21 protein-coding genes are annotated in these 20,562 nt (G+C 45.6%); 13 read left to right on the forward strand and 8 right to left on the reverse strand.

Annotated elements, in window-relative coordinates; translation table 11 throughout:
• Nucleotides 1–12: 12 nt before the first annotated feature.
• The 3 genes from R7M92_RS01145 to R7M92_RS01155 are packed head-to-tail and all read right to left on the reverse strand — an operon-like array spanning nucleotide 13 to nucleotide 2,508.
• The gene (locus R7M92_RS01145) at nucleotides 13–390 is read right to left on the reverse strand and encodes a GtrA family protein (RefSeq protein ID WP_318132523.1); all 378 of its coding nucleotides are present in this window, start codon (nucleotides 388–390) and stop codon (nucleotides 13–15) included.
• On the reverse strand, nucleotides 377–1,327 hold the full coding sequence (locus R7M92_RS01150) for a glycosyltransferase family 2 protein (protein WP_318077587.1): 951 nt from the start codon (nucleotides 1,325–1,327) through the stop codon (nucleotides 377–379). The genes R7M92_RS01145 and R7M92_RS01150 overlap by 14 nt, the downstream gene beginning before the upstream one ends.
• An 8-nt stretch (nucleotides 1,328–1,335) precedes the next feature.
• A complete protein-coding gene (locus R7M92_RS01155; protein WP_318132525.1) occupies nucleotides 1,336–2,508 on the reverse strand; it encodes a glycosyltransferase in 1,173 nt (390 codons plus the stop codon).
• A gap of 266 nt (nucleotides 2,509–2,774) precedes the next feature.
• Between R7M92_RS01155 and R7M92_RS01160 the strand changes: the two genes are divergently transcribed.
• From R7M92_RS01160 to R7M92_RS01180, 5 genes are all read left to right on the forward strand, one after another.
• Complete coding sequence (locus R7M92_RS01160; RefSeq protein WP_005374689.1) at nucleotides 2,775–3,020, forward strand: DUF3297 family protein; 246 nt, start codon at nucleotides 2,775–2,777, stop codon at nucleotides 3,018–3,020.
• A 487-nt stretch (nucleotides 3,021–3,507) separates the two neighbouring features.
• Nucleotides 3,508–4,218: an ABC transporter ATP-binding protein gene (locus R7M92_RS01165; protein WP_318132526.1), complete on the forward strand. Its 711-nt coding sequence runs from the start codon at nucleotides 3,508–3,510 to the stop codon at nucleotides 4,216–4,218.
• Nucleotides 4,205–6,730: an ABC transporter permease gene (locus R7M92_RS01170; protein WP_318132571.1), complete on the forward strand. Its 2,526-nt coding sequence runs from the start codon at nucleotides 4,205–4,207 to the stop codon at nucleotides 6,728–6,730. The genes R7M92_RS01165 and R7M92_RS01170 overlap by 14 nt, the downstream gene beginning before the upstream one ends.
• Entirely contained in the window at nucleotides 6,730–7,854 is a 1,125-nt protein-coding gene (locus tag R7M92_RS01175; protein WP_318132527.1) for a lipocalin-like domain-containing protein, read from the forward strand. Before R7M92_RS01170 ends, R7M92_RS01175 begins: the two co-directional genes overlap by 1 nt.
• 103 nt (nucleotides 7,855–7,957) lie before the next feature.
• A complete protein-coding gene (locus R7M92_RS01180) occupies nucleotides 7,958–8,224 on the forward strand; it encodes a DUF2999 family protein (protein WP_004746427.1) in 267 nt (88 codons plus the stop codon).
• A gap of 111 nt (nucleotides 8,225–8,335) precedes the next feature.
• Here R7M92_RS01180 and R7M92_RS01185 read toward each other — a convergent pair whose 3' ends face one another.
• Together R7M92_RS01185 and R7M92_RS01190 are read right to left on the reverse strand one after the other, a co-directional pair.
• Entirely contained in the window at nucleotides 8,336–8,923 is a 588-nt protein-coding gene (locus R7M92_RS01185) for a GNAT family protein (RefSeq protein ID WP_318132528.1), read from the reverse strand.
• A 91-nt stretch (nucleotides 8,924–9,014) separates the two neighbouring features.
• Nucleotides 9,015–9,884 carry a helix-turn-helix transcriptional regulator gene (locus tag R7M92_RS01190; RefSeq protein ID WP_318132529.1) on the reverse strand — a complete coding sequence of 290 codons (870 nt, stop codon included), beginning with the start codon at nucleotides 9,882–9,884 and terminating at the stop codon, nucleotides 9,015–9,017.
• A 184-nt stretch (nucleotides 9,885–10,068) separates the two neighbouring features.
• Here R7M92_RS01190 and R7M92_RS01195 point away from each other — a divergent pair, with 184 nt between their 5' ends.
• On the forward strand, nucleotides 10,069–10,968 hold the full coding sequence (locus R7M92_RS01195) for an AraC family transcriptional regulator (RefSeq protein ID WP_020195560.1): 900 nt from the start codon (nucleotides 10,069–10,071) through the stop codon (nucleotides 10,966–10,968).
• A 298-nt stretch (nucleotides 10,969–11,266) separates the two neighbouring features.
• Entirely contained in the window at nucleotides 11,267–12,364 is a 1,098-nt protein-coding gene (locus R7M92_RS01200) for a YdcF family protein (protein WP_038882383.1), read from the forward strand.
• A gap of 78 nt (nucleotides 12,365–12,442) precedes the next feature.
• Here R7M92_RS01200 and R7M92_RS01205 read toward each other — a convergent pair whose 3' ends face one another.
• Nucleotides 12,443–12,865, reverse strand: coding sequence for an organic hydroperoxide resistance protein (locus R7M92_RS01205; protein ID WP_005374640.1), 423 nt, complete (start codon nucleotides 12,863–12,865; stop codon nucleotides 12,443–12,445).
• Nucleotides 12,866–13,002: 137 nt separating this feature from the next.
• Between R7M92_RS01205 and R7M92_RS01210 the strand changes: the two genes are divergently transcribed.
• From R7M92_RS01210 to R7M92_RS01225, 4 genes are all read left to right on the forward strand, one after another.
• Nucleotides 13,003–13,461 (forward strand): MarR family transcriptional regulator, encoded by a 459-nt coding sequence (locus tag R7M92_RS01210; RefSeq protein WP_318132530.1) that lies wholly within the window; start codon nucleotides 13,003–13,005, stop codon nucleotides 13,459–13,461.
• 305 nt (nucleotides 13,462–13,766) lie between these two features.
• Nucleotides 13,767–14,324, forward strand: a complete 558-nt coding sequence (ahpC, locus tag R7M92_RS01215; protein ID WP_005374632.1) for an alkyl hydroperoxide reductase subunit C — start codon at nucleotides 13,767–13,769, stop codon at nucleotides 14,322–14,324.
• 172 nt (nucleotides 14,325–14,496) lie between these two features.
• The gene (gene ahpF, locus R7M92_RS01220; protein ID WP_238952382.1) at nucleotides 14,497–16,065 is read left to right on the forward strand and encodes an alkyl hydroperoxide reductase subunit F; all 1,569 of its coding nucleotides are present in this window, start codon (nucleotides 14,497–14,499) and stop codon (nucleotides 16,063–16,065) included.
• Between the two features lie 909 nt (nucleotides 16,066–16,974).
• Nucleotides 16,975–17,394, forward strand: coding sequence for a VOC family protein (locus tag R7M92_RS01225; protein WP_005374615.1), 420 nt, complete (start codon nucleotides 16,975–16,977; stop codon nucleotides 17,392–17,394).
• A 77-nt stretch (nucleotides 17,395–17,471) separates the two neighbouring features.
• Here the strand turns inward: R7M92_RS01225 and R7M92_RS01230 are convergent, their stop codons facing one another.
• On the reverse strand, nucleotides 17,472–18,011 hold the full coding sequence (locus tag R7M92_RS01230; RefSeq protein WP_017634523.1) for a CAP domain-containing protein: 540 nt from the start codon (nucleotides 18,009–18,011) through the stop codon (nucleotides 17,472–17,474).
• 127 nt (nucleotides 18,012–18,138) lie between these two features.
• Nucleotides 18,139–19,095 carry a LysR family transcriptional regulator gene (locus tag R7M92_RS01235; protein ID WP_042522258.1) on the reverse strand — a complete coding sequence of 319 codons (957 nt, stop codon included), beginning with the start codon at nucleotides 19,093–19,095 and terminating at the stop codon, nucleotides 18,139–18,141.
• A 126-nt stretch (nucleotides 19,096–19,221) separates the two neighbouring features.
• On the opposite strand from R7M92_RS01235, the gene R7M92_RS01240 reads away from it, so the two are divergent.
• On the forward strand, nucleotides 19,222–19,908 hold the full coding sequence (locus R7M92_RS01240) for a DJ-1/PfpI family protein (protein ID WP_005383525.1): 687 nt from the start codon (nucleotides 19,222–19,224) through the stop codon (nucleotides 19,906–19,908).
• A gap of 120 nt (nucleotides 19,909–20,028) precedes the next feature.
• A complete protein-coding gene (locus R7M92_RS01245) occupies nucleotides 20,029–20,559 on the forward strand; it encodes a sigma-70 family RNA polymerase sigma factor (RefSeq protein WP_255209459.1) in 531 nt (176 codons plus the stop codon).
• Nucleotides 20,560–20,562: the final 3 nt, after the last annotated feature.

Below are 20,562 nucleotides of genomic sequence, written 5' to 3' on the forward strand. Positions count from 1 at the left end.
AGTCACCTCTTTTCAGCGCTGAAACAAATGAGCTTGATTAAAGACGATGCGTTTCATTAATAGATATACAATTGGGAAACGAATCAACACGACCAAAATCTGCGAAATGAGAATATGAATGCCTACAATACTTTTAAAAATATAAAGCAGCAAAACACTCAAGAACAATGATCCTGCCGTTATGGTGATGAATTTAAAAAAGCTTCTTACATTTGTACAAACAGAAAACGTATATATTGAGTTCATGATGTAACTAAAGGCAGAACCCACTAAAAAAGACAAAACAGAAGATGTCAAATAATAGACATCAAAATAAATAAGAACACAAAAAACGAGGTAACTGACCAGAGTATTCATGATACCCACTGAACCAAACTTAACTATCTTCATCGCTACTCTTTATATTCCTTGTGTAACGAATAATGTAATCGGGTCGGTCTTGACCTTGCTCGAAAATTCGCCCGACGTAAGAGCCGATTAAGGCAATAAAGAACAATAAAATCCCTGAGAAAAAGACTTGGAAAAAGATGATTGATGTCCAACCATCTACAGTTGTGCCAAAAACGAACTTACTTACTAGTGCTTTGGTGAGATATAACAAGCCAAGTGACCACATCAATGTTGAGATAACAAACATCAGTTGAATAGGAAAGCGGGAAAAATTAAGTACCGCGTCTGACGCTAAAGCAAACATTTTGGTAAGTGAATACTTCGTTTCTCCTGCATGTCTACCATCACGTTCATATTGAATAATGGTTTGATTAAATCCGATAATGGCAAAAATACCCCTCAAGTATTTGTGCTTCTCTCGGTAACATGAAATGGCCTCTCTAACTGGCTTAGTAAATGCTCGAAAATCACCGCAATCTTCAATTAAATTAGCGGGAGAAGTGAGGGATAAAAAGCGGTAAAACAATTTTGCACTAATTAGCTTAAAAGCGGTTTCATTTCGTCTCGACAAGCGTTGGGCATGGACGATATCAAAGCCTTTATCGATCTCTTCCAAGAACTGTGTAATAACTTCTGGGGGATCTTGAAGATCAATATCAATGGTAATATTAATATCTCCAGTTGCAGCTTCGATTCCAGCAAACAAAGCGGTTTGCTGCCCAACATTCGCAGCAAGATGCACGATCACTAATCGTTCATCCGCCATAGCCAGCTTGTCTAAAATTACTGCACTTTTATCAACACTAGAATCATTAACTACAACAAACTCAAACAAATACTGATCGTATTGCTTAGCAATTTCGCACAAACGCGAGTAATACTCCTCGATGACAGACTCTTCATTAAAACACGGAGCGATAAAGCTAATTTTATCCATACTCCCTCCTACCCAAGGCCGAGTGTTCGCGCATAGCCAGACACAAAACTTTCTAACGTATAACGAACTTTAAACTGCTCTATTTGATTTCTAGACATCTGGTCAAGTTGACCTAACTTAAAACCGTTCTCTATCGCACTTGCACTCGCTTCTAAATCATCCAGATCAATTTCAATGGCATTAGAACCGAATTGAATGACATCCGATAATTGCTCGAAATCAGGAATCGCAATCGGTAATCCGCAAGATACCGCCTCCACGATTAGGTTAGGTGTTAGGCTCGTTCCGACACATGTCCTTAGTGGTAAAACCAACAAATCTGCACTCGCCATCTCAACTGAAATATCAATGCTCTCTTTAAACTCTATTTGGTGATGTAGCTCATGTTTAGAAACAAGTTTCTCTATATTTGCTTGGTCGCCGAAGCCACTGAGACAGAGCGTTAGATCAAAATCGATACATTCTCGCTTCTTTAGTATTGCAGCCAATTCAATTAAAGCGTCAACGCCTTTTGATGGCTTAGAATGCCCGATATAAAGTAAAGACATTCTTTGTGTCTTCTTTGCAGGAATGGGTCGCGAAAAGTGCTCAGAAAAAACCCCATTTTGAATGAAATAGACTGGCAAATGAGACAGAGAAGATAACTGAAATTTCTGGTAGTTACTGTGCACAATCGCTTGACAAAAATTGTCTAACAAACGCTTGTATAAAGGCGCACTGATAAACGAATTAAATAGAAGTAAATGTAAATACTTAAACCAATTCCGAAAAAAATAATTCTTGTTATTACGGACCTCGTCTAAGGTCAAATATGACTGCCAAATGGATAAAGTCGTCTGCTTTTGATATCGAGATTTTAAAAAGAAAAAAACCACCAATAATTCTATAGGCGTAGCAATATGTAGGTTAACCTTCGCACTGTTGGTTTTCTCGATCAGCCTGTTGAGCTCTCTACATAAGTAAATAAGATTCATCAGCCCCTCAAACAGAGATTCATATCGACTCTCATTACGAAAGGTATGTTGTTCAACCTTAATATGAGAACGAAACTCAGTTGGAGTAACAGTGACAACATGATGTCCATTCTCAGTTAAGCACTGCGCTAAATTGACGAAGTTTTTACTCATTGCTTCTTTTTGATCACTTCGAAATCTAGCGATAGCTAAGATCACAAGTTCCATTTGTTTTCCTAATACTTATCGCACCTAATAACCATAGTATAAACAACGAGAACCTGAGAAACTGTTTACTAGTAAGAGAATCAAAATGATAAAAAGATAATGATTGAATTAATTTTAAAAAGGCTCACCGAAAGAGCAAAAGGAGATAGATAAAAATTAGGGCTTTACTGCAATTCAGTCCATTAAAAACCAGTCACAATCCTTGAACACTCGCCTTGCACTGACTACAATGGCGCACTTTTTTTAATGACTTCAAGGTCACAAACATGACAGATACAGCTAAACCAGCGCTACCAGATCGCCTAGCGGGTAACCCACGTAGCCCATTCTTCATCAAAGAATGCTTCGAGCACCAAATCGGTATTCGTATCAACGGCCAAGAGCGTACTGACGTAGAAGAATACTGCATCAGCGAAGGTTGGGTAAAAATTGCTTCTCCTAAAGCAAAAGACCGTTTCGGTAACCCAATGCTAATCAAGCTTAAAGGCGAAGTTGAAGCGTACTACGTGTAAGCTGACTACGCTGAATGTATTTGAAAGCTCGAGTCTGACTCGGGCTTTTTTAATGTCTGTCATATCCCTTCTTCATTTAATCTCTTCCCTCTTCTTTTCAGTACAAAGTAGGGTCTGTTTATCTTTCGAGATTAAGTTTTGTTCGAGATAAAATCGTTTTAGGCGAGGCAAGGAGTGTGTAGCCTAGCATTCTAAGTAAATACTCCTTAACAAAGCATAGAACGATTTTAGCCGAACCCTTTGGGCAGCGTTTGTTGGTCATTTCTACTGCGTTATCAGCTTTTTCATGTAGGCTAACTACACATCAAAGCTTCTGCCTTGCACAAATACCCAACAATTCGCTGCAAAAATCAGCTCGAAAGATCAACAGACCCTAAACTCGATGTGAATCGCTGTTTTTATCTGATTGTTGTCTAAAGTTTCTAGAGAACTAACTGCAATAGCCATTGCCAAAAGAAACGACACCTTTTGAATACAGGGAGAGGAAATGGAAAGCCCACTTGTCACACTCAAACACGCCAGCAAAAGCTTTGTCGATGGCAAAGAGACACATCGCGTGTTGGAAGGCGTCGACTTTACGTTGAACACAGGAGCGAGTGTTGCGCTGACGGGCGCAAGTGGCAGCGGCAAAAGTACCTTACTCAATGTCATCGCTGGCTTTGAGCCACTTTCCGAAGGTGAGTTGTGGTTAGATGGTGATAACACGGCGGCTTGGAAAGACCCGCAATGGAGCCGATTTCGACACCAAAAACTCGGTGTTATTTTTCAGCAATTCAACCTATTAACGCCGCTCAACGTGCAGCAAAACATCGCCTTCCCTCTGCATTTGAATCAACAAAAATGGAATGACTGGTGCGATTATTTGGTCGAGACTCTAGGCATCAGCCAACTGCTTGATAGACATGTTTCTGCCCTTTCCGGTGGTCAACAACAACGAGTCGCGATTGCGCGCGCTTTAGCACACAAACCTAAACTGCTACTTGCTGATGAACCCACAGGTAACCTCGACCAAAAAGCGGGGTTAGAAGTGATGAAGCTACTCAGTGAAATCACCACCCAAGGCAATACGGCAGTGCTGTTAGTCACCCACAGTCCTGACTGCGCGGAGTTTATGAAAACACGGCTGCGATTGGATAATAGTCAGCTACAGAACAGTCATCAAGTAAACAAACATGAGCTTCGCCATGAAGCAAGCTAAGCCATCAAACATCAGATTCACTCATACTCGACTCGCCCTGAATCTGTTTGTAGCGCACTATCGGCAGGCGCCACTGCAAGCCGCCGCGATTCTGATCGGTATCGTGCTGGCTGTGACCTTGTTTGTTGCGGTGCAAGCCATCAACCTCAATGCCAAGCGCAGTTATGCAGAATCTACCGAGCAGCTTAGCGCACAAGCTCAGAACTTAATTATTCCACCAGCAGGGCAAAACTATCTGCCCGAATCGCTCTACTTCACCCTTAGACAAAACGGACTCAGTGCAACGCTACCTGTAATCGAAGGGCGAGTGAGAGATGAACAAGGTCGACGTTGGTCAGTACAAGGTAGTGAGTTGATTGCCGCCATCTCTTCGCGTTCTCGATATTCTGCAAACGGAAAGTCATCAGAAAACCAACAAAACGTGTCTTTGTTCGACAGTGCTTTACCTTTACCTGAGCTTTTGGCTGGCAAGCCCATCGTGATGATGAGCCAATCTCAACATCAAAACTTAGGAGAGGTAGAAACCCTAACTTTGGACGACATTCCAACCCAAGTGGTGGTGTTGCCTGACGAATGGCAGTTAGGTAGCCGAATGTTGATGGACATTGGCTTTGCCCAGCAACTGCTCAATAAACAAGGGCAGCTCAGTTACATTGCGGTTTTCCATTCGGGTGATAAAGGGAATAAAGACACGCAAGCAAATTGGCAAAGCATCATTGGTGAGCAAGGACAATGGATTTCCAATAACCAAAGTACAGACCTTGGCTCACTGACCGACAGCTTTCACCTCAATCTCACCGCAATGAGCTTACTTGCCTTTTTAGTCGGGCTGTTCATTGCCTACAACGGCGTAAAATACAGTTTGCTGAAACGCAATCGGCTGTTAGTGCAGATTCAACAGGCAGGCGTTGCGCCGAGCATTGTGTTCTCTGCGCTGTTAGTTGAACTCACGATTCTCGTTACCATCGGTGCTTCCCTCGGTTTTGTATTGGGCATGCAGCTCAGCCATTGGTTACACCCGACCGTGGCACTAACGCTTGAACAACTTTACGGCGCGACACTGCTGCCCGGCACTTGGCAATGGCAATGGTGGGCGCAAGCATTGCTGCTCACGTTAGCCGCAACCCTATTGGCATGTTGGCAGCACTTTAAACAGCGAGTGCGCCAACCGCTCTCCTCTCATGGTGGATTTTATCAAGCACCTGAAGCCTCTAACGAAAACCAATTGTTCGTGAAAGGTGCTGCGTTGACGACTCTCGCACTCGCAGGGTTATGGCTGAGTGAGCATCACCGCTTCACCATGGCGTGGCTCGGCGTGCTTGTAGTGTCGATTCCTTTGTACCTACCCAAAACACTCAGCGTCTTAGCCAATTGGTGTGAGAAGCGCACCAATTCCGGTTTGATGCAGTATCTGTTTGCTGAGCTGCGCGAGCTGATTTCTCCGCTTTCTCTCGCCATGATGGCACTGCTACTCGCCGTTACTGCCAATATGGGGATGAACACGCTAGTGGGTAGCTTCGAGTCCACCCTAAAACAGTGGTTAGAACAAAGGCTACACGCCGATATTTACGTTAGCCCTGCCCAAGGAGAAATCGTTGATGTAGAGCGCGCATTAGGACAGTTCGACAATGTTGAGACCGTCTACAAGCAATACTACGTCGACGATAATCTGCAAAGCTTACCGATTTTGCTTGGCACCAAAGACAAAGACACCTTAGAGCAAACCATGGTGTTCAAATCGCATTTGGAGAACTTCTGGCCACGCTTTTACCAAGGTGAGTTAGTCGCCATCAGTGAGCCAACCGCGGTCAAACTGGGTTTATCACTGGGTAGCGAGCTCACGCTTGATGTCGTTCCAAATAAGAACCTGCTTGTGGGTGCGGTATTCCATGATTACGGCTCACCTAACGGTGAAGTCTTATTAGCACCAAAGCTATGGCAAGAGAGCGGCTTTACCGACTTGCCGACAAGCCTTGGCATTAAAGTATCTGGTGACCCACAAATCGTATACGACCAACTTCGCGAGCAACTGAATCTGCATCCAAGTCAGCTCTACGATCAGGCGCAAATCAAATCCATCGCGTTGGATATTTTCTCGCAGACCTTCGCCATTACGCGGGCTCTCAACGGCGTAACTTTGATGGTCGCGGTGATTGGTTTGTTCAGTGCTTGTTTCATGTTGCTCGACGCGCGCAAAGCCGCTATTGCAAGGCTGTACGCTCTTGGCGTCAGCCGTCGTAAATTAATGACCATGGTGGTCGGACAAATCGTCGCTTTGGTCAGTTTTACCCTGGTTATCGCCCTACCTTTAGGAGCCATGGTGGGTTACGTGCTGACAGACATCGTCACCTTACGAGCTTTTGGTTGGAGCTTAAATTATCTGTGGAATTGGAGTGACGCCCTCAGCATTGCGGCAATCACCATCTTGGTGGCAGTGATCGCAACCTTGATTCCGCTGTGGCGATTGGTTAGTAGGCCTGTCGTCTCCAGTTTGCAAAGCGAGGTGTTGTGATGGTTCGATTAGCAAGCAAACTTACTCTACTCATAAGCAGCTTATTCCTGTTCGGTTGTGAAGATACCCAACAAAAAAATATGGGCACGCAAAATATGGGCACGTTGCTGGGCAGTGGAGACACGCAAAGCGAGACCAAACTATTCACACCCGTAGAAAAAGGGGTGGAACTCACCTTTCCTGCCGATCATCAAGCGCACCCAAACTTTCGTCATGAATGGTGGTACTTAACCGCTAACTTAATTGATGAAGATGGCACTCCACTTGGCGTCCAGTGGACACAATTTCGCTTTGCTGCTGCGCCGCCAACGGACGAAGATGACGTGAGGAAAACCGAGTGGCAAACGCAGCAAATCTACATGGCGCACAGCGCGGTCACGACAACCGACAAACACTACGCCGATGAAAAATGGTCGCGCGACCAAGCCTCTCTAGCCGGCGTCGACACTTCACCGTTTCGTGTTTACCTCGATGATTGGCAGTGGACTTCTTCAACCAACGACCTCTTCCCTGCCACATTGAAGGCAAACTCCGAACACTTTGGCTACTCGCTCACTCTTACCAGCAGCGCACCTTATCAAAAGCAAGGCGAACAAGGTTACAGCACCAAAAGTGCCGATGGTCAAGTGGCTTCGTATTACTACAGCCAACCGTTTATTGATGTGTCCGGTGAGGTCACTATCGACGGCGAAACCCATCAAGTATCCGGCAAAGGTTGGATAGACCGAGAGTGGAGCTCGCAGTTCTTGCTCGATTCACAACAGGGCTGGGACTGGCTTGCTCTAAGGTTGAGTGACAAAACCAGCTTGGTCGTGTTCCAATTGCGGGATTCCAAAACCGGAGCAGCCAGTTACTCCAACGCAAGACTGATGCAGCAAGATGGCTCTGGCATCGCCATTTCTCAAAAAGACATTCAGTTAAAGGCAACTAAGCAAACAGAAATCCAAGGGCGAAAGTATCCAACCGAGTGGCAAGTATCGATTCCTAACCAGCAAATCGAACTTACGGTTTCTGCCCTCAACCCGAACGCGAAAATGCCCCTTTCTGTGCCTTATTGGGAAGGCCCAGTGCGTATTGAGGGCTCTCATTCTGGGACAGGTTATATGGAACTAACGGGGTATTGAAAAGTTGAGTGATTACCCCAATTATTCAGCTAGTACAAACACAGGTAACCGAGTGATACACTGCACCTCAGTGTCATCCAATGAATGATTGAAAGGAAATATGATGAACCCGATTATTGCGCTGCTAAAAGAGAACAATATCAGCGACGAACAAATCAACGAGATTTTTCAGACTCTGACGCAAAACCCTCTAGCGGCAATGGCAACAATCAGCCAACTAGGTTTGCCACAAGACAAGCTACAAATGCTGATGGCGCAAGTGATGCAAAACCCTGCGCTAATTAAAGAAGCCGTAGACGAGTTGGGATTGGATTTCTCAAAGGTTGAAGAAGCAAAAGAGAAGCTTCAAAGCCAAAACCAAGGCAACTAAGTCTTAGCCATTTAGCGCTGAATATAGAAAAGGCCGTTAACCCGAGCATGTGGGTTAACGGCCTTTTTTGTTCGCTAATTTGTTATCAGCTACTTTTTCGTCGGCTAATTATTAGCGATTTAAAGACGCGAATTGTTCCGCGGTCATACCGTAGTAAAGTTTATCGTCAAAGCCTTGCTCTAGTTTGTAGTAGTCTTTCTGACGGCCTTCTTGAGTAAAACCATTTTTCTCTAACGTTTTGTAAGAGCCAGCATTAGAAGCGTAGCAATCGGCACTGACTTTGTGGGCGTTTAGCTCAGTAAAGCCAATCTCGGTCATCATTTGGCAAGCGCGAGTCGCAACACCTTTGCCCCATGCGCAAGTAGGTAACTGATAACCCACTTCGTAGTTGCCAGTTAAGAACATCACTGCGGTCACCGCACACATTCCCATGTACTGACCTTGCTGGTCACGAATCACGAACGTTGGGCTATCTGGCCAAACACCGTCTTTAATCGCTTGTGCTGTATTTTCAATAATAGGGTCAAAGAAGCCTTCATATAGGCTGTTGTCAGCAGGTGCGAAGAACAGATATTGATTGACCTTATCGTCGTTCAACATCTCGATAATATCTTGTAGATCAGAGCTTTGAATCAGTTGGATAGCCAACGATTCGTTAAATGGGATGGCTTCGCCTTGTTTTAGTTTTTGATATGACATGTGTTACCTCGTTATCTGCTGAAAATAGTAGCCCAGCGAATAAGAGAAAAATTGGATTTTTGCGACAACTTTCGGGCTGATTAGCGATGTATTACGACTCAAAATCGCCATAGATATCGATGGTTAAGTCGCGCTTTTTCAAGTACTTGCTCGGTGTTTTTCTTAGCTGCTGTTTGAGGGTACGAATCAAATGCGATTGGTCACTGAAACCAAATTGCTGTGAGAAGCTCGCCCAATCAATCGCCTCTTGTTGCTTGTAGAGGGTCAAAATCATCTGCTCCAGACGTGCCATTTGTTGATACTGCTTAACACTCAACCCCACCACCTGCTTGAAACTGCGCTCAAGCGTTCTGCGAGAACAGGCGCACTGTTTAGCTATCTCATCAATATCCATCGCTAGTTCAGGTGAGCGTAGTGCTTGAGCGTCCATCACGGATACCGCTTTTTGCGATGCCAAAAACGGTTTGGTACGACAAGGTTCGATATCTAACGCATCTAAATGCCGCTTGATGTAGTCCAGCAAGCATTGTGGAGAATCTTGTAAATCTAACTCAAGCTGCCATAGGCCCTGTTGAAAGCGCTCATCAAACGCCGCGCTGAGCCAATCAAACCATTCGCATTGGTTAATTGCGCTAGCTTGGGGGGCATCACGAAACCGTGACTCAATGGCATACAAACCCTCTGGGCGAAAGGTGATACCAATACGCTTGATGGAAGCCGTATCTTCCAACAGCAGCAAGTGTTCGTTAGCCGTTAATAAATGGCAGCCTTTGCCAGCAAGCTTTGTGTCTCCCGTGTCGTAGCTGTAGCCTTGCTCTGGTGGCGTAAAGAGTAAATGAGCACGCGGGTTTGGAATAAGGTGCGGCTTGGGATCAATGACTTCACCCTCTGGCACTTCCAAGTACCAAACTTGATGAATGAGCCATTCGTACTCAGGCAGAGACTGTTTCCAAGCTATCATGATTGTCCTAGCGGTTAGTAAAGGTAATGAGCGCAACGTTTTTGCTTAAACATCTGCTCGTTGAGTGTGACTGATTGACGCTCATCTCGCCACGCATTTCTCACCCTGCTCCCTTGCAAGCTTGTTGGATTGCGGTAGGCTTTGAGCAGAGAAAACAAGCTGAACAGAACAAGGAAATACCCCGATGCGCGTCGACTACCACCAACGACTGGTTCCTGTGATTCGTTATTTAGAACAACACTTTAATGAACCGCTCAACCTACCAGAAGTGGCCGCGCTGGCGAACCTTTCCCCTTATCACTTTCATCGCACCTTCAAAGCCGTGCAAGGCGAAACACTGGCCGACTTCATTCGACGTTTACGTCTAGAAGCCGCTGCCGATGACTTATTCAAATCCAAGCAACCGGTATTAAACATTGCCCTAGAGTACGGATTTTCTAGCTCACAGAGCTTAGCCAAAGCCTTCAAACAACATTATGGCGTCACACCTACAGCCTTTCGTGACTGCGAAAACTACCAGCAGTTTTCTGAATTAGCACGAAACAGCAAGATTGGACACACGTTGCGCAAGAATGGAAACGAAGTAACACCAAGCGATTCATATACTGGCTCTGAACTCACCAAATGGAGCACGACAATGGAAACGCAAAACTTTGAAAAAGCAAAACTGGCTTACATCCGCGTAAACGGCCCTTACGGCCAAGGCTATGAAGAGCCATCAGGTCGCTTGTATCAATGGGCGGGAATGAAAGGTTTGGCAGGCAATACCTGCATCTTCATCTACCACGACAACCCAGAAATCACGCCAGACGAGAAGTGTCGTACTGACATCTGTCTCATGGTGCCAGAAGACACGGAAGTTCCGAAAGGCATTGAGCTGCAAGACTTCCCCGGCGGTCAATATGCGGTGATGCGCCAGCACATTACTGACCCGAGCCAATACTCAAAAGCGTGGGATGATGTCATGAGCAAAGTGATTGAATCCGGTATTGAGAACGACGATCGTCCTTGCTTTGAGCTTTACCACAGCTTCGACCCACAAACGCACCATGCAGACGTTAGCTTCTGCACTGCCATCAAATAAACCAAAAGCCTGCATCGTTGCAGGCTTTGTCATTTCTTACTCTGGTTGCTTAAATCCGTTCTTCCAAACGCTGTTTATCTTTTAATCCAATTACTTAGAACACGAACGAATACCTCAATATTTTCGTGATCCTACTTCGCGTTTTGACCACGCGCGCTCATTCGCTCGGCTGAGTTGGGATTCATTTCACAGATTATTCATGAAGCGAACCTAGACTGAAAAAATTCTATCGACCCCGTTCGACCTACAACGCTAGGCACAATAAAAACTAGGTACTACAGCACCTCTAGGACATTCCATGAAGAAGAACTTACTTGCCATTGCTCTTGGTAGCGTGATTGCGCTGACGGCTGCCCCATACTCTATCGCGGCTAACGATGCTGCCGTCCAATCTTCCGCCGACTACTCACAGATCGTCACCAAACGTCAGGTTGTCGACCAGCTTCTCAACGACGCCGTACAGGCATTCAAATCCCCTGCGCGTATCTCGCATGCGGGTTTTACCGCCAAAATGCCGAGCAACATGGAGATTGTTACCGACCGCTTACTAGAAGCCTACAAACTTGAGCCGTACCGTACTGACCTACTGATTTCTGCGGCCAACGCGCAGATCTACAACAAGAATGCAGACCGCGCGATTGAACTGTTTGAACAAGCCCTTTCTGTTGCACCAGACGATGTGGATTTGCACGCTTACTTAGCGGTATGGCAACGCTTTGAGGGCAACCAAGCAGAATCAGCGAAACACATGGCGACGCTCACTAAGCTCAATGCAGGTAAAGCGGCAGACATCCAACGCATCTTCGACACCGTTGACCGCGTACTTGCCACGCCGCTAAAAGAGAAAGCCGACAAAGGCAAATTGGATGACAGAGGCGCAATCGTCACGCTGGGATACGCGCTGAACCCAGATGGTTCGATGCACCAGATCTTGGTTGAGCGTTTGGAAACCACGCTAGCCATGGCAAAAGCAAACCCAGACGCATTGATCGTATTGACGGGTGGTGTACCGAAGAACCACAAAACCGAAGGCAAGTTAATGGCGGATTGGCTGATTGAAAAAGGCATCAGCAAAGATCGCATCATTGAAGAAAACTACGCCACCAGCACGGTAGGTAACGCCCTATTCAGCAGCTACGCGTTGGCGCGTCATAACATCAAACACGCGACCATCATCAGTTCCGCGAGCCATGTGCGCCGTGGTCAAACCTTGTTTGAAATCGCAAGCTGGCAAACTGGCCCACAAGGCATCACTTTCGACACTGTGAGCTACCCAGACAAGCCACTTAAAGACTTAGCCAAAGCCAGCGATAGCGAACTGCTTGGTATCTACCGCGATGCACTGCGTACTTACGGCATGTGGAGCTACCGCTCTTACCCGCTAGAGTCGCGTTAAGTATTCTCGACTCATACCAATCAAAAAAAGCCTGCGTACTTGCAGGCTTTCTTGTCTTTGTGCCGTGATAAGAACTGCTTAAATTGCTTCGCCGTTTACCGTTACTGCCACATCAATGTTGCCACGAACCGCGTTTGAATATGGGCAAACTTGGTGTGCAATGCGCGTTAGTTCTAGCGCTTGTTCTTGTGGCATGTCTAGCTCTACCGCTAGGCTCACTGTTAGTGCAAAGCCGCCGTTATCGTTCGGGCCGATGCCCACTTCCGCTGTTACGGGTGCACTCTTCAGGTTCACTTTACCTTCACGTGCTACGTGCAAAATCGCGTTAGAAAAACACGCTGAATAGCCCGCTGCAAAAAGCTGTTCTGGGTTAGTTGCTGCGCCTGTGCCGCCCATTTCCTTCGGGTATGACAGCTCTAGATCGAGAAGACCGTCATCAGTTTTTACTTGACCATTACGACCAGCCAAAGCGGTAGCTTGAGTTTTGTATAGAGTAGTCATGCGAGTATCCTTCTTAATTTAAGTTGCGCACAATTTAATTGCTTGCAATCTTATATCGAAGTAAAGATCGCTTGCAACTATATTGTGCACAATTTATTTTATGACTCTCTTTCTCTGTGATCAGGTAGGCAACGCCAATGAGCCAGTGTTACACCGACAACACCATGACCGACGACGATAAACTCTTACTCGAAAACCAAGTTTGCTTCCCGCTCTACAGCGCAGCAAATGCAGTGATCCGAGCGTACCGCCCGTTATTGGACGAGCTTGACCTGACTTATTCGCAGTACTTAGTGATGATGGTGCTGTGGGAGAAAGACAGTGCCAGCGTGAAAGAATTGGGGTCTCAACTGCATTTGGACTCAGGCACACTCACGCCGCTGCTTAAACGTTTAGAAGCAAAAGGCTATGTAGAGCGTGGTCGCAGTGAAACCGATGAGCGCGTTCGCGTACTCAACCTAACCGAGCAAGGTCGTGCCCTTAAAGAGCAAGCTAAGTCGGTGCCAAACGCCATGATGTGCAAAATCACCTTAGAGCTGGATGAAATGATCATGCTGAAGAAGCTATGTGGCAAAGTGCTCGACAATCTGAGCTAACAAAATAGAAGCATCCGCTTCCACACTTCCTATTAGAAAGAGCCTGCCGAGGTGCAGGCTCTTTCGATCCTAGCGAGAAGATCTACTCAAAGTAATCATCGGTATTCTCTATTACTAATCTGCCTTCATCTTCAATAAAACCTATCAAAGCAAACTCACTTACATCGGATTTCCCTATCAAGTGAAATAGGAAATGGCTATCAATAGGATAGTTACAAGCGATTTTCCTTAAACACACTCCGATGAGAATATACTTTCCGAAAGCAACAACAGCTCAGCTTAAAACATTCAAAGGAAAGTAAATTATGATTAATACTCAAATCAAACCATTTGCAGCTACAGCGTACAAAAACGGCGAATTCGTTGAAGTAACAGAACAAGACGTTCTAGGTAAATGGGCAGTATTCTTCTTCTACCCAGCAGACTTTACGTTTGTATGTCCAACAGAACTGGGCGACCTAGCAGACCACTACGAAGAACTACAAAAACGTGGCGTAGAAGTTTACTCAGTATCAACTGACACACACTTCACTCACAAAGCATGGCACGACAGCTCAGACACAATCGGTAAGATTCAGTACTACATGCTTGGCGACCAAACAGGCAACATCACAAACAACTTCGGTGTGATGCGTGAAGGTCAAGGTCTTGCAGACCGCGCTACGTTCCTAATCGACCCAGAAGGTACTATCCAAGCAATGGAAATCACTGCTGAAGGTATCGGTCGTGACGCAGAAGACCTACTACGCAAAGTGAAAGCAGCTCAATACGTAGCAGCACACCCAGGCGAAGTTTGCCCAGCTAAATGGAAAGAAGGTGAAGAGACACTAGCTCCATCACTAGACCTAGTTGGCAAAATCTAAGCCACTGAAATTTAAGTTCTAATCAGTTCCCGATTTCCTTTTTCTGATTAGAACTGAATTAGAGAGCACTTCAGGTTAGATACCTTGACGACCTTCTGCCTGATTTGCTCTCTCCCCCTCAGGTTTTATCTACAGTAACCACTTTTTAGTTTTAATTAAGGTAGTAACAACTATGTTAGACCAAGCGATCCAACAACAACTCAAACAATATCTGGCTAATGTAAAAGAAGAAGTTCGTTTAGTGGTTAGTCTAGATGAAAGCAAAGCATCGAATGACATTTTGTCTCTAGCGAACCAAATCGCAGAGATGAGCGACCTAATCACCGTTGAACGTGACGACAACGCAAGCGCACGTAAACCAGTGATGGCGGTAACTAGCCCAGCAAAAGGCACAGCACTACGCTTTGCAGGCTTGCCAATGGGTCACGAATTTACCTCTCTAGTATTGGCACTGCTTCATTCTGGCGGTCACCCAATCAAACTAGAACCAGAAGTGATTGAGCAAATCGCAGCACTAGACAAAGATCTAGACGTAGAAATCTTCATTTCATTGTCGTGTCAAAACTGTCCGGACGTGGTTCAAGCGTTCAACATGATGGCGGCGATCAACCCGAAAGTAAAAGCAACCATGATCGACGGTGGTTTGTTCCAAGATGAAGTGAAACAACGCGACATCATGGCAGTACCAAGTGTATTCGTGAACGGTGAGCTATTCGGTCAAGGCCGTATGTCTCTGACTGAAATCCTAAACAAAGTGGATGACGGCGCGAGCGAGAAAGCGGCGAAAGCACTGAGCGAAAAAGACCCATACGACGTGCTTGTTGTCGGCGGTGGTCCTGGTGGTAGCGCAGCTGCACTATACGCTGCTCGTAAAGGTATTCGTACTGGCGTTGTTGCTAAGCGTTTTGGTGGTCAGGTTATGGACACCATGGCAATCGAGAACTTCATTTCGGTAAAACGTACTGAAGGTCCAAAACTAGCAACTGACCTAGCAGAACACCTAAAAGAATACGACGTAGACGTCGTGACTGAGCAACAAGCTGAGAAGCTAATGGGCGCAGCACATACAGAAGATGGTTTGATTCACATCCAGCTTGAAAGCGGCGCAACGCTGAAGAGTAAGAGTGTCATCTTAAGCCCTGGTGCACGCTGGCGTGAAATGAACGTTCCGGGTGAGCAAGAGTACCGCAACAAAGGTGTCGCGTACTGCCCACACTGTGACGGCCCACTGTTCAAAGGCAAGAAAACCGCAGTTATCGGTGGTGGTAACTCAGGCATCGAAGCTGCTATCGACCTTGCTGGTATTGTAGAACATGTAACGGTTCTTGAATTTGCAGACGTACTTCGTGCAGACCAAGTGCTTATCGACAAAGCGAACTCACTACCAAACGTAGACATCATCACGATGGCGCAAACAACAGAAGTAGTGGGTGACGGTACTCGCGTAACAAGCTTGAAGTACAAAGATCGCAACACAGATGAGATCAAAGAGATTGAATTGTCAGGTATCTTTGTTCAAATCGGTCTAGTACCAAACACAGAATGGCTAAAAGATTCAGAAGTAGCCCTATCTGAGCGCGGCGAGATTGAAGTCGGTAGCCGTGGCGATACTAGCTTAGAAGGTGTGTTCGCAGCGGGTGACGCAACAACCGTTCCTTACAAGCAGATCATCATTGCGATGGGTGAAGGTGCAAAAGCAAGCTTAGGCGCATTTGACTACCTAATCCGTAAGCAAGGCTAATCTCCAAATTTCTTGGACACAAAGCGCACGGTGCTGTGTTTTCTTCCCCGGAAAACCAATCGGGGCACCGTGACAGCGATGAGTAACAAGAAATAAAATCAAAAAACCTAGAAGCCCAAAGACTTTGCCAGCAGGTATTAACTGCTGGCTTTTTTTGTTTGGGGAGAGGTGTAAGCAAATCCCTCAGCGCTCCGAGTTCAAACTGGAGGGAATGGCTCTACAATCACGGATAATTCAGTTCACTCCACCAGCATCACAACGCGCTGCGAATAGATTCTGAATACTCGCTTAGGCTCCTTCAGAATGACGCTGTTCGTTAGCGTTCTCTTCCCGTCATTCCCGCGAACCTAGGTGAGACTGGGAATCTACTCACCGTAAACTCGATCGAAAATGAGTAGCACGAACAAACAAAAGGTGAAACAAGGTTGCAAGCACCTTACCCAACATTCAACCACCAATCCCACCTAACCTTCGCTTATATCAAACTCTTAAGATCTCAGCATTCCGAGTGCAGGTGGCAAGTTTTACAGTCACAGATAATTCAATTCACTCCACCGGCATCAAAACGCGCTGCAAATAGATTCTGAATACTCGCTTAGGCTCTTTCAGAATGACGCTCTTCGTTTAGCACTATCTTTCCGTCATTCCCGCGAACCTAGGTGAGACTGGGAATCTACTCACCACAAACTCGCTCGAAAATGAGTAGCACGAATAAATAAAAGGTGAAACAAGGTTGCAAGCCCCTAACCCAGCTCTCAGATTCAAAGCACCAAACCCACCGAATCTCTCAATGTATCCAGATCCAAAGATATCAACCCTAAAAAATTTTAAAAAAGCCCTTTACCTAAACTTAACTTGAGGTTTTAGCATATTCATCGTTGGCTAGAAAATGACAAAAAGGAGCACATCATGATCCAACTAGAACATATTAACTTAGTCGTGAAAGATATCCCTGAAATGCTGAAGTTTTACCAAACTGCATTTCCACATTGGTACGTGCGTGATGAAGGTAAAGGCGAATGGAGTGGCAAACCAAGAAACTGGCTACATTTTGGCGACGAGTATCAATACATAGCCATGAGTGACCATGGCGAAGGAGAAAACCGCGAGTTGAGCGGGCACCAAGTTGGGCTAGCGCATTTTGCTTATGTGACCAACAACGTCGATGCAATCATCAAAAGACTAACCGATGCAGGTTATCCGATTGCCCAACCTGGTGCTGATGAACCATACCGCAAAAATGTGTATTTTGTTGACCCTGCCGGTTTTGAGATTGAATTTGTTGAATACCTGGCGGATGACCCAAAACTTCGTAACCTGACAAGCTAAAAGAGATGTAAATAATAAAACGCCAGCAGATAGTGACTGCTGGCGTTTTATTTTATCTATCAGGCTTCTTTATCGCATTAGCGCTGTTTGGCAAAAACCTGAGTCCAGTAATATCCGTAGCGTGCAGAGTGATTTTCGACAAGCGACGCGCCCATCTGATCAAAATCCGCACTCATGATATTAAGGCAGTGACCTTCACTCGATAACCAAGCATTAATGACGGCGTTAATGCTGCTTTGCCCTACGGCGACATTCTCACCAATGGCGCTCCAAGCATAACCCGTTGCGTTAACTCGATCTGACATCTTGCTGCCATCGGAGCCTGTGTGGCTCATGAAATCGCTGTTCGCCATATCGCTTGAATGTCGATAAGCGGCGCTTTCCAAATCGTAGCTCCAAGTCAGGGCCCCAACAGGTGGCATGGTGGTTGCGCCACACTGTTGTGTAGTAGAGCGGGCGCTGTTGACCGCTGCAAGCATCTGCTCGGCAAATGTGCCTTGTGACGATGTGGAACCTGTGTTTTGTGAGCCGCTTTCTGCTGGGGCTGACGACTCCCCGTCGCCGCCACATGCGCTGAGAAGTAGGGCCAAAGCAGGCACTAAGATCTTAGTTGGCATTGTCTTTCCTTTATGAGTGACGAAGAGCAAACTGCGCTTTTCGATAATAACGCCCAATAAACTAACAAAAACCAATAAAAGCGCCATATAGCTTAGGGGGTTTTAACCAAAGACTCACATGAAGTTTTCAATCGCCTTGGTTCGGTCGATAAATCGGCAACGTTTCAGCCCAAGTATGGAATGGCGTTTCATCCATATCCTGTATTGCTTGAGTGATAAAATCGATGAACACCCTAACTCGTGCAGGCACATATTCCCGGTTGGCATAGAGAAGATACACGCCATTTCCTGCTTGGCGCATGCTCGGAAATATCGGCACTAAACGCCCCGATTTAAGCCAGTCTCTCGCGATAAAATGAGGGATCTGAGTTAATCCTAAGCCTTCTGCGCAAAGCTCTGCCATGGATTCACCGTCATTTACAATATAGTTTCTTTCGGGGTCATATTCACTCGCACCGTCTGGTTCTGGCATCCGAATCGGCAACAGTTTCCCCGTTTGTTTAAAACGAAAACGAACCCAAGAATGGTCATTGAATACATCCGGGCCACTCGGAACACCATGGCGCGCTAAGTAATCCTGACTGGCACAAATGATAAAATCGATAGGGCTCAGCTGACGCACAATCAATTGACTATCGTGAACGACACCAGAGCGAATCGACACATCAATACCTTGCTCAATAATATCAACGTAGGCGTCATCGTAATGAATATCGATAGTGATGTTAGGGTAGCGGCGGCAAAACTCTTTTAATAAAGGACGAATATAGAGGCGACCGTACGAGACTGGCACATTAATCTTAAGCTGCCCTGAAAGCGCATCATTGTGACTTTTTAATGAATCCTCACATGCCGCCAGCTCCTCCAGTACAAACCTAGCAGTATTTGCGTACCTACGACCAGCTTCTGTCAGGCGGCTCTGTCGCGTAGAACGTTGAAAAAGCTGTATACCCAAATCGCTTTCAAGACGATGTATGGCTTTACTCACGGTCGAAGGGTCAGTGCCATACACTTTGGCAGCCGCAGCAAAACTACCGCCATCTAAAGTGGCAATAAAAAATCGTAGGGACCGTATCTTATCCATATAACCAATGAACTCTATTCATGAATTTTATTCACTTTAGTAAAGACCAAGTGGCTCTTCAATCACTAATTAGCCTAAATATAATGAACCTCAATAACTTGATGCTCTGTTAACGAGGAAAAAACCATGGGTAAAAACGGATTGAAGAATGCACTACAACTATTGATAGCGACACTAGTCCTATTCTTTGGGATGCTTCAAACAGCACATGCCGCAGATAAACGAATTGGTATTCTGGTTTACGATGGCGTACTGACCTCTGATGTTACTGCGCCTTTAGAGGTTTTTGGCGTCGCAAGTCGTCTCACTTGGTTTAGTGATTATGACGTGCTCACCATTTCCGTCTCAGATCAGAAAACCATCACCACTGAAGAAGGATTAAAAATTGGTGTGGATGCTTGGATTGGTGATCTGCCGGAACTCGACGTATTGGTTTTAACATCCAGCTATGACATGGATGCACTAATCGAAAATAAAGATCTCATTCACTTTATTAAAACTACCTCAAAGGCGGCAGATTGGATGGCAAGTAATTGCTCTGGCGCGTATTTGTTAGCCGAAGCTGGCCTTTTAAACGGCAAAAAAGCAACAACTTGGGCCGGAGGTGAAAACGGCTTTCAAAGAGATTACCCAGCAGTCAAAGTACAAGTCGACCAGAATTTTGTCATTGATGATGGCGTTATCACTTCGAACGGTAGCCTAGTTAGCTATCAAGCTGCTCTTAAGCTACTTCATCTTATGACTTCAGAGTCTAAAGCTCAGGAAGTCGCAGATGCCATCCAGTACTCACGTTTTTCCAACCAACCATTTTAAGCGTGTAAGAAAGTAATCAGAGCCACCCTTCGATATTTCGAAGGTTAACTCTTCGAATTTATCTTCCTAATCGAACAACCCTTTTTATCACTGTAAAAGCGATAAAAAGGGTTGTCGTTCATCTGGCAGACACAACGTGCTCTCCAAACTTTTTATCTTAATGCTATGGAAAAACATAAACGTTACGAAGCACTGACGAAAGATCGATACCAAGAGATTTACCGTCTCGCGTATTGGTTATGCAAAGATCACCACCTTGCTCAAGATTTAGCGCAAGAAACCTTTCTGAAAGCGTGGCGATTCTTTGATAAATTAAATGACCCCAACGCCGCGAAGTCTTGGCTCATTACTATTTTGCGTCGTGAGAATGCTCGGCGCTTTGATAGAAAACAGTACGATTTTGTCGACATTGATGAGTGTGCAATACAGACAAAAACCTACCCTGGCAGTGACTACGACATGGCCCAAGATTGGCTTCAAAAACAAATGATGATTCTCGAACCCAAATACCGAGAGCCGTTGCTCTTGAGCTTAGTGGCTGGGTTGAATCATGATGAAATTGCCCAAGCCTTGAGGCTCAACCACAACACAGTGGCGACTCGATTATTCAGAGCGCGTAATCAGATCATCGCACAGAAGGAGAGTCATTAAGAC

The organism is Vibrio sp. Vb2880 (assembly GCF_033337975.1).
Taxonomy (GTDB): domain Bacteria; phylum Pseudomonadota; class Gammaproteobacteria; order Enterobacterales; family Vibrionaceae; genus Vibrio; species Vibrio alginolyticus.

What these genes read in the sequence shown, in the direction of transcription:
- R7M92_RS01210 (WP_318132530.1), top strand. Translation starts at nt 13,003, where the DNA reads ATGAGCCAGTGTTACACCGACAACACCATGACCGACGACGATAAACTC.
- R7M92_RS01175 (WP_318132527.1), top strand. Translation starts at nt 6,730, where the DNA reads ATGGTTCGATTAGCAAGCAAACTTACTCTACTCATAAGCAGCTTATTC.
- R7M92_RS01165 (WP_318132526.1), top strand. Translation starts at nt 3,508, where the DNA reads ATGGAAAGCCCACTTGTCACACTCAAACACGCCAGCAAAAGCTTTGTC.
- R7M92_RS01225 (WP_005374615.1), top strand. Translation starts at nt 16,975, where the DNA reads ATGATCCAACTAGAACATATTAACTTAGTCGTGAAAGATATCCCTGAA.
- R7M92_RS01150 (WP_318077587.1), bottom strand. Translation starts at nt 1,327, where the DNA reads ATGGATAAAATTAGCTTTATCGCTCCGTGTTTTAATGAAGAGTCTGTC.
- R7M92_RS01180 (WP_004746427.1), top strand. Translation starts at nt 7,958, where the DNA reads ATGAACCCGATTATTGCGCTGCTAAAAGAGAACAATATCAGCGACGAA.
- R7M92_RS01185 (WP_318132528.1), bottom strand. Translation starts at nt 8,923, where the DNA reads ATGTCATATCAAAAACTAAAACAAGGCGAAGCCATCCCATTTAACGAA.
- R7M92_RS01235 (WP_042522258.1), bottom strand. Translation starts at nt 19,095, where the DNA reads ATGGATAAGATACGGTCCCTACGATTTTTTATTGCCACTTTAGATGGC.
- R7M92_RS01200 (WP_038882383.1), top strand. Translation starts at nt 11,267, where the DNA reads ATGAAGAAGAACTTACTTGCCATTGCTCTTGGTAGCGTGATTGCGCTG.
- ahpF (WP_238952382.1), top strand. Translation starts at nt 14,497, where the DNA reads ATGTTAGACCAAGCGATCCAACAACAACTCAAACAATATCTGGCTAAT.
- R7M92_RS01170 (WP_318132571.1), top strand. Translation starts at nt 4,205, where the DNA reads ATGAAGCAAGCTAAGCCATCAAACATCAGATTCACTCATACTCGACTC.
- R7M92_RS01160 (WP_005374689.1), top strand. Translation starts at nt 2,775, where the DNA reads ATGACAGATACAGCTAAACCAGCGCTACCAGATCGCCTAGCGGGTAAC.
- ahpC (WP_005374632.1), top strand. Translation starts at nt 13,767, where the DNA reads ATGATTAATACTCAAATCAAACCATTTGCAGCTACAGCGTACAAAAAC.
- R7M92_RS01145 (WP_318132523.1), bottom strand. Translation starts at nt 390, where the DNA reads ATGAAGATAGTTAAGTTTGGTTCAGTGGGTATCATGAATACTCTGGTC.
- R7M92_RS01230 (WP_017634523.1), bottom strand. Translation starts at nt 18,011, where the DNA reads ATGCCAACTAAGATCTTAGTGCCTGCTTTGGCCCTACTTCTCAGCGCA.
- R7M92_RS01155 (WP_318132525.1), bottom strand. Translation starts at nt 2,508, where the DNA reads ATGGAACTTGTGATCTTAGCTATCGCTAGATTTCGAAGTGATCAAAAA.
- R7M92_RS01240 (WP_005383525.1), top strand. Translation starts at nt 19,222, where the DNA reads ATGGGTAAAAACGGATTGAAGAATGCACTACAACTATTGATAGCGACA.
- R7M92_RS01205 (WP_005374640.1), bottom strand. Translation starts at nt 12,865, where the DNA reads ATGACTACTCTATACAAAACTCAAGCTACCGCTTTGGCTGGTCGTAAT.
- R7M92_RS01190 (WP_318132529.1), bottom strand. Translation starts at nt 9,884, where the DNA reads ATGATAGCTTGGAAACAGTCTCTGCCTGAGTACGAATGGCTCATTCAT.
- R7M92_RS01195 (WP_020195560.1), top strand. Translation starts at nt 10,069, where the DNA reads ATGCGCGTCGACTACCACCAACGACTGGTTCCTGTGATTCGTTATTTA.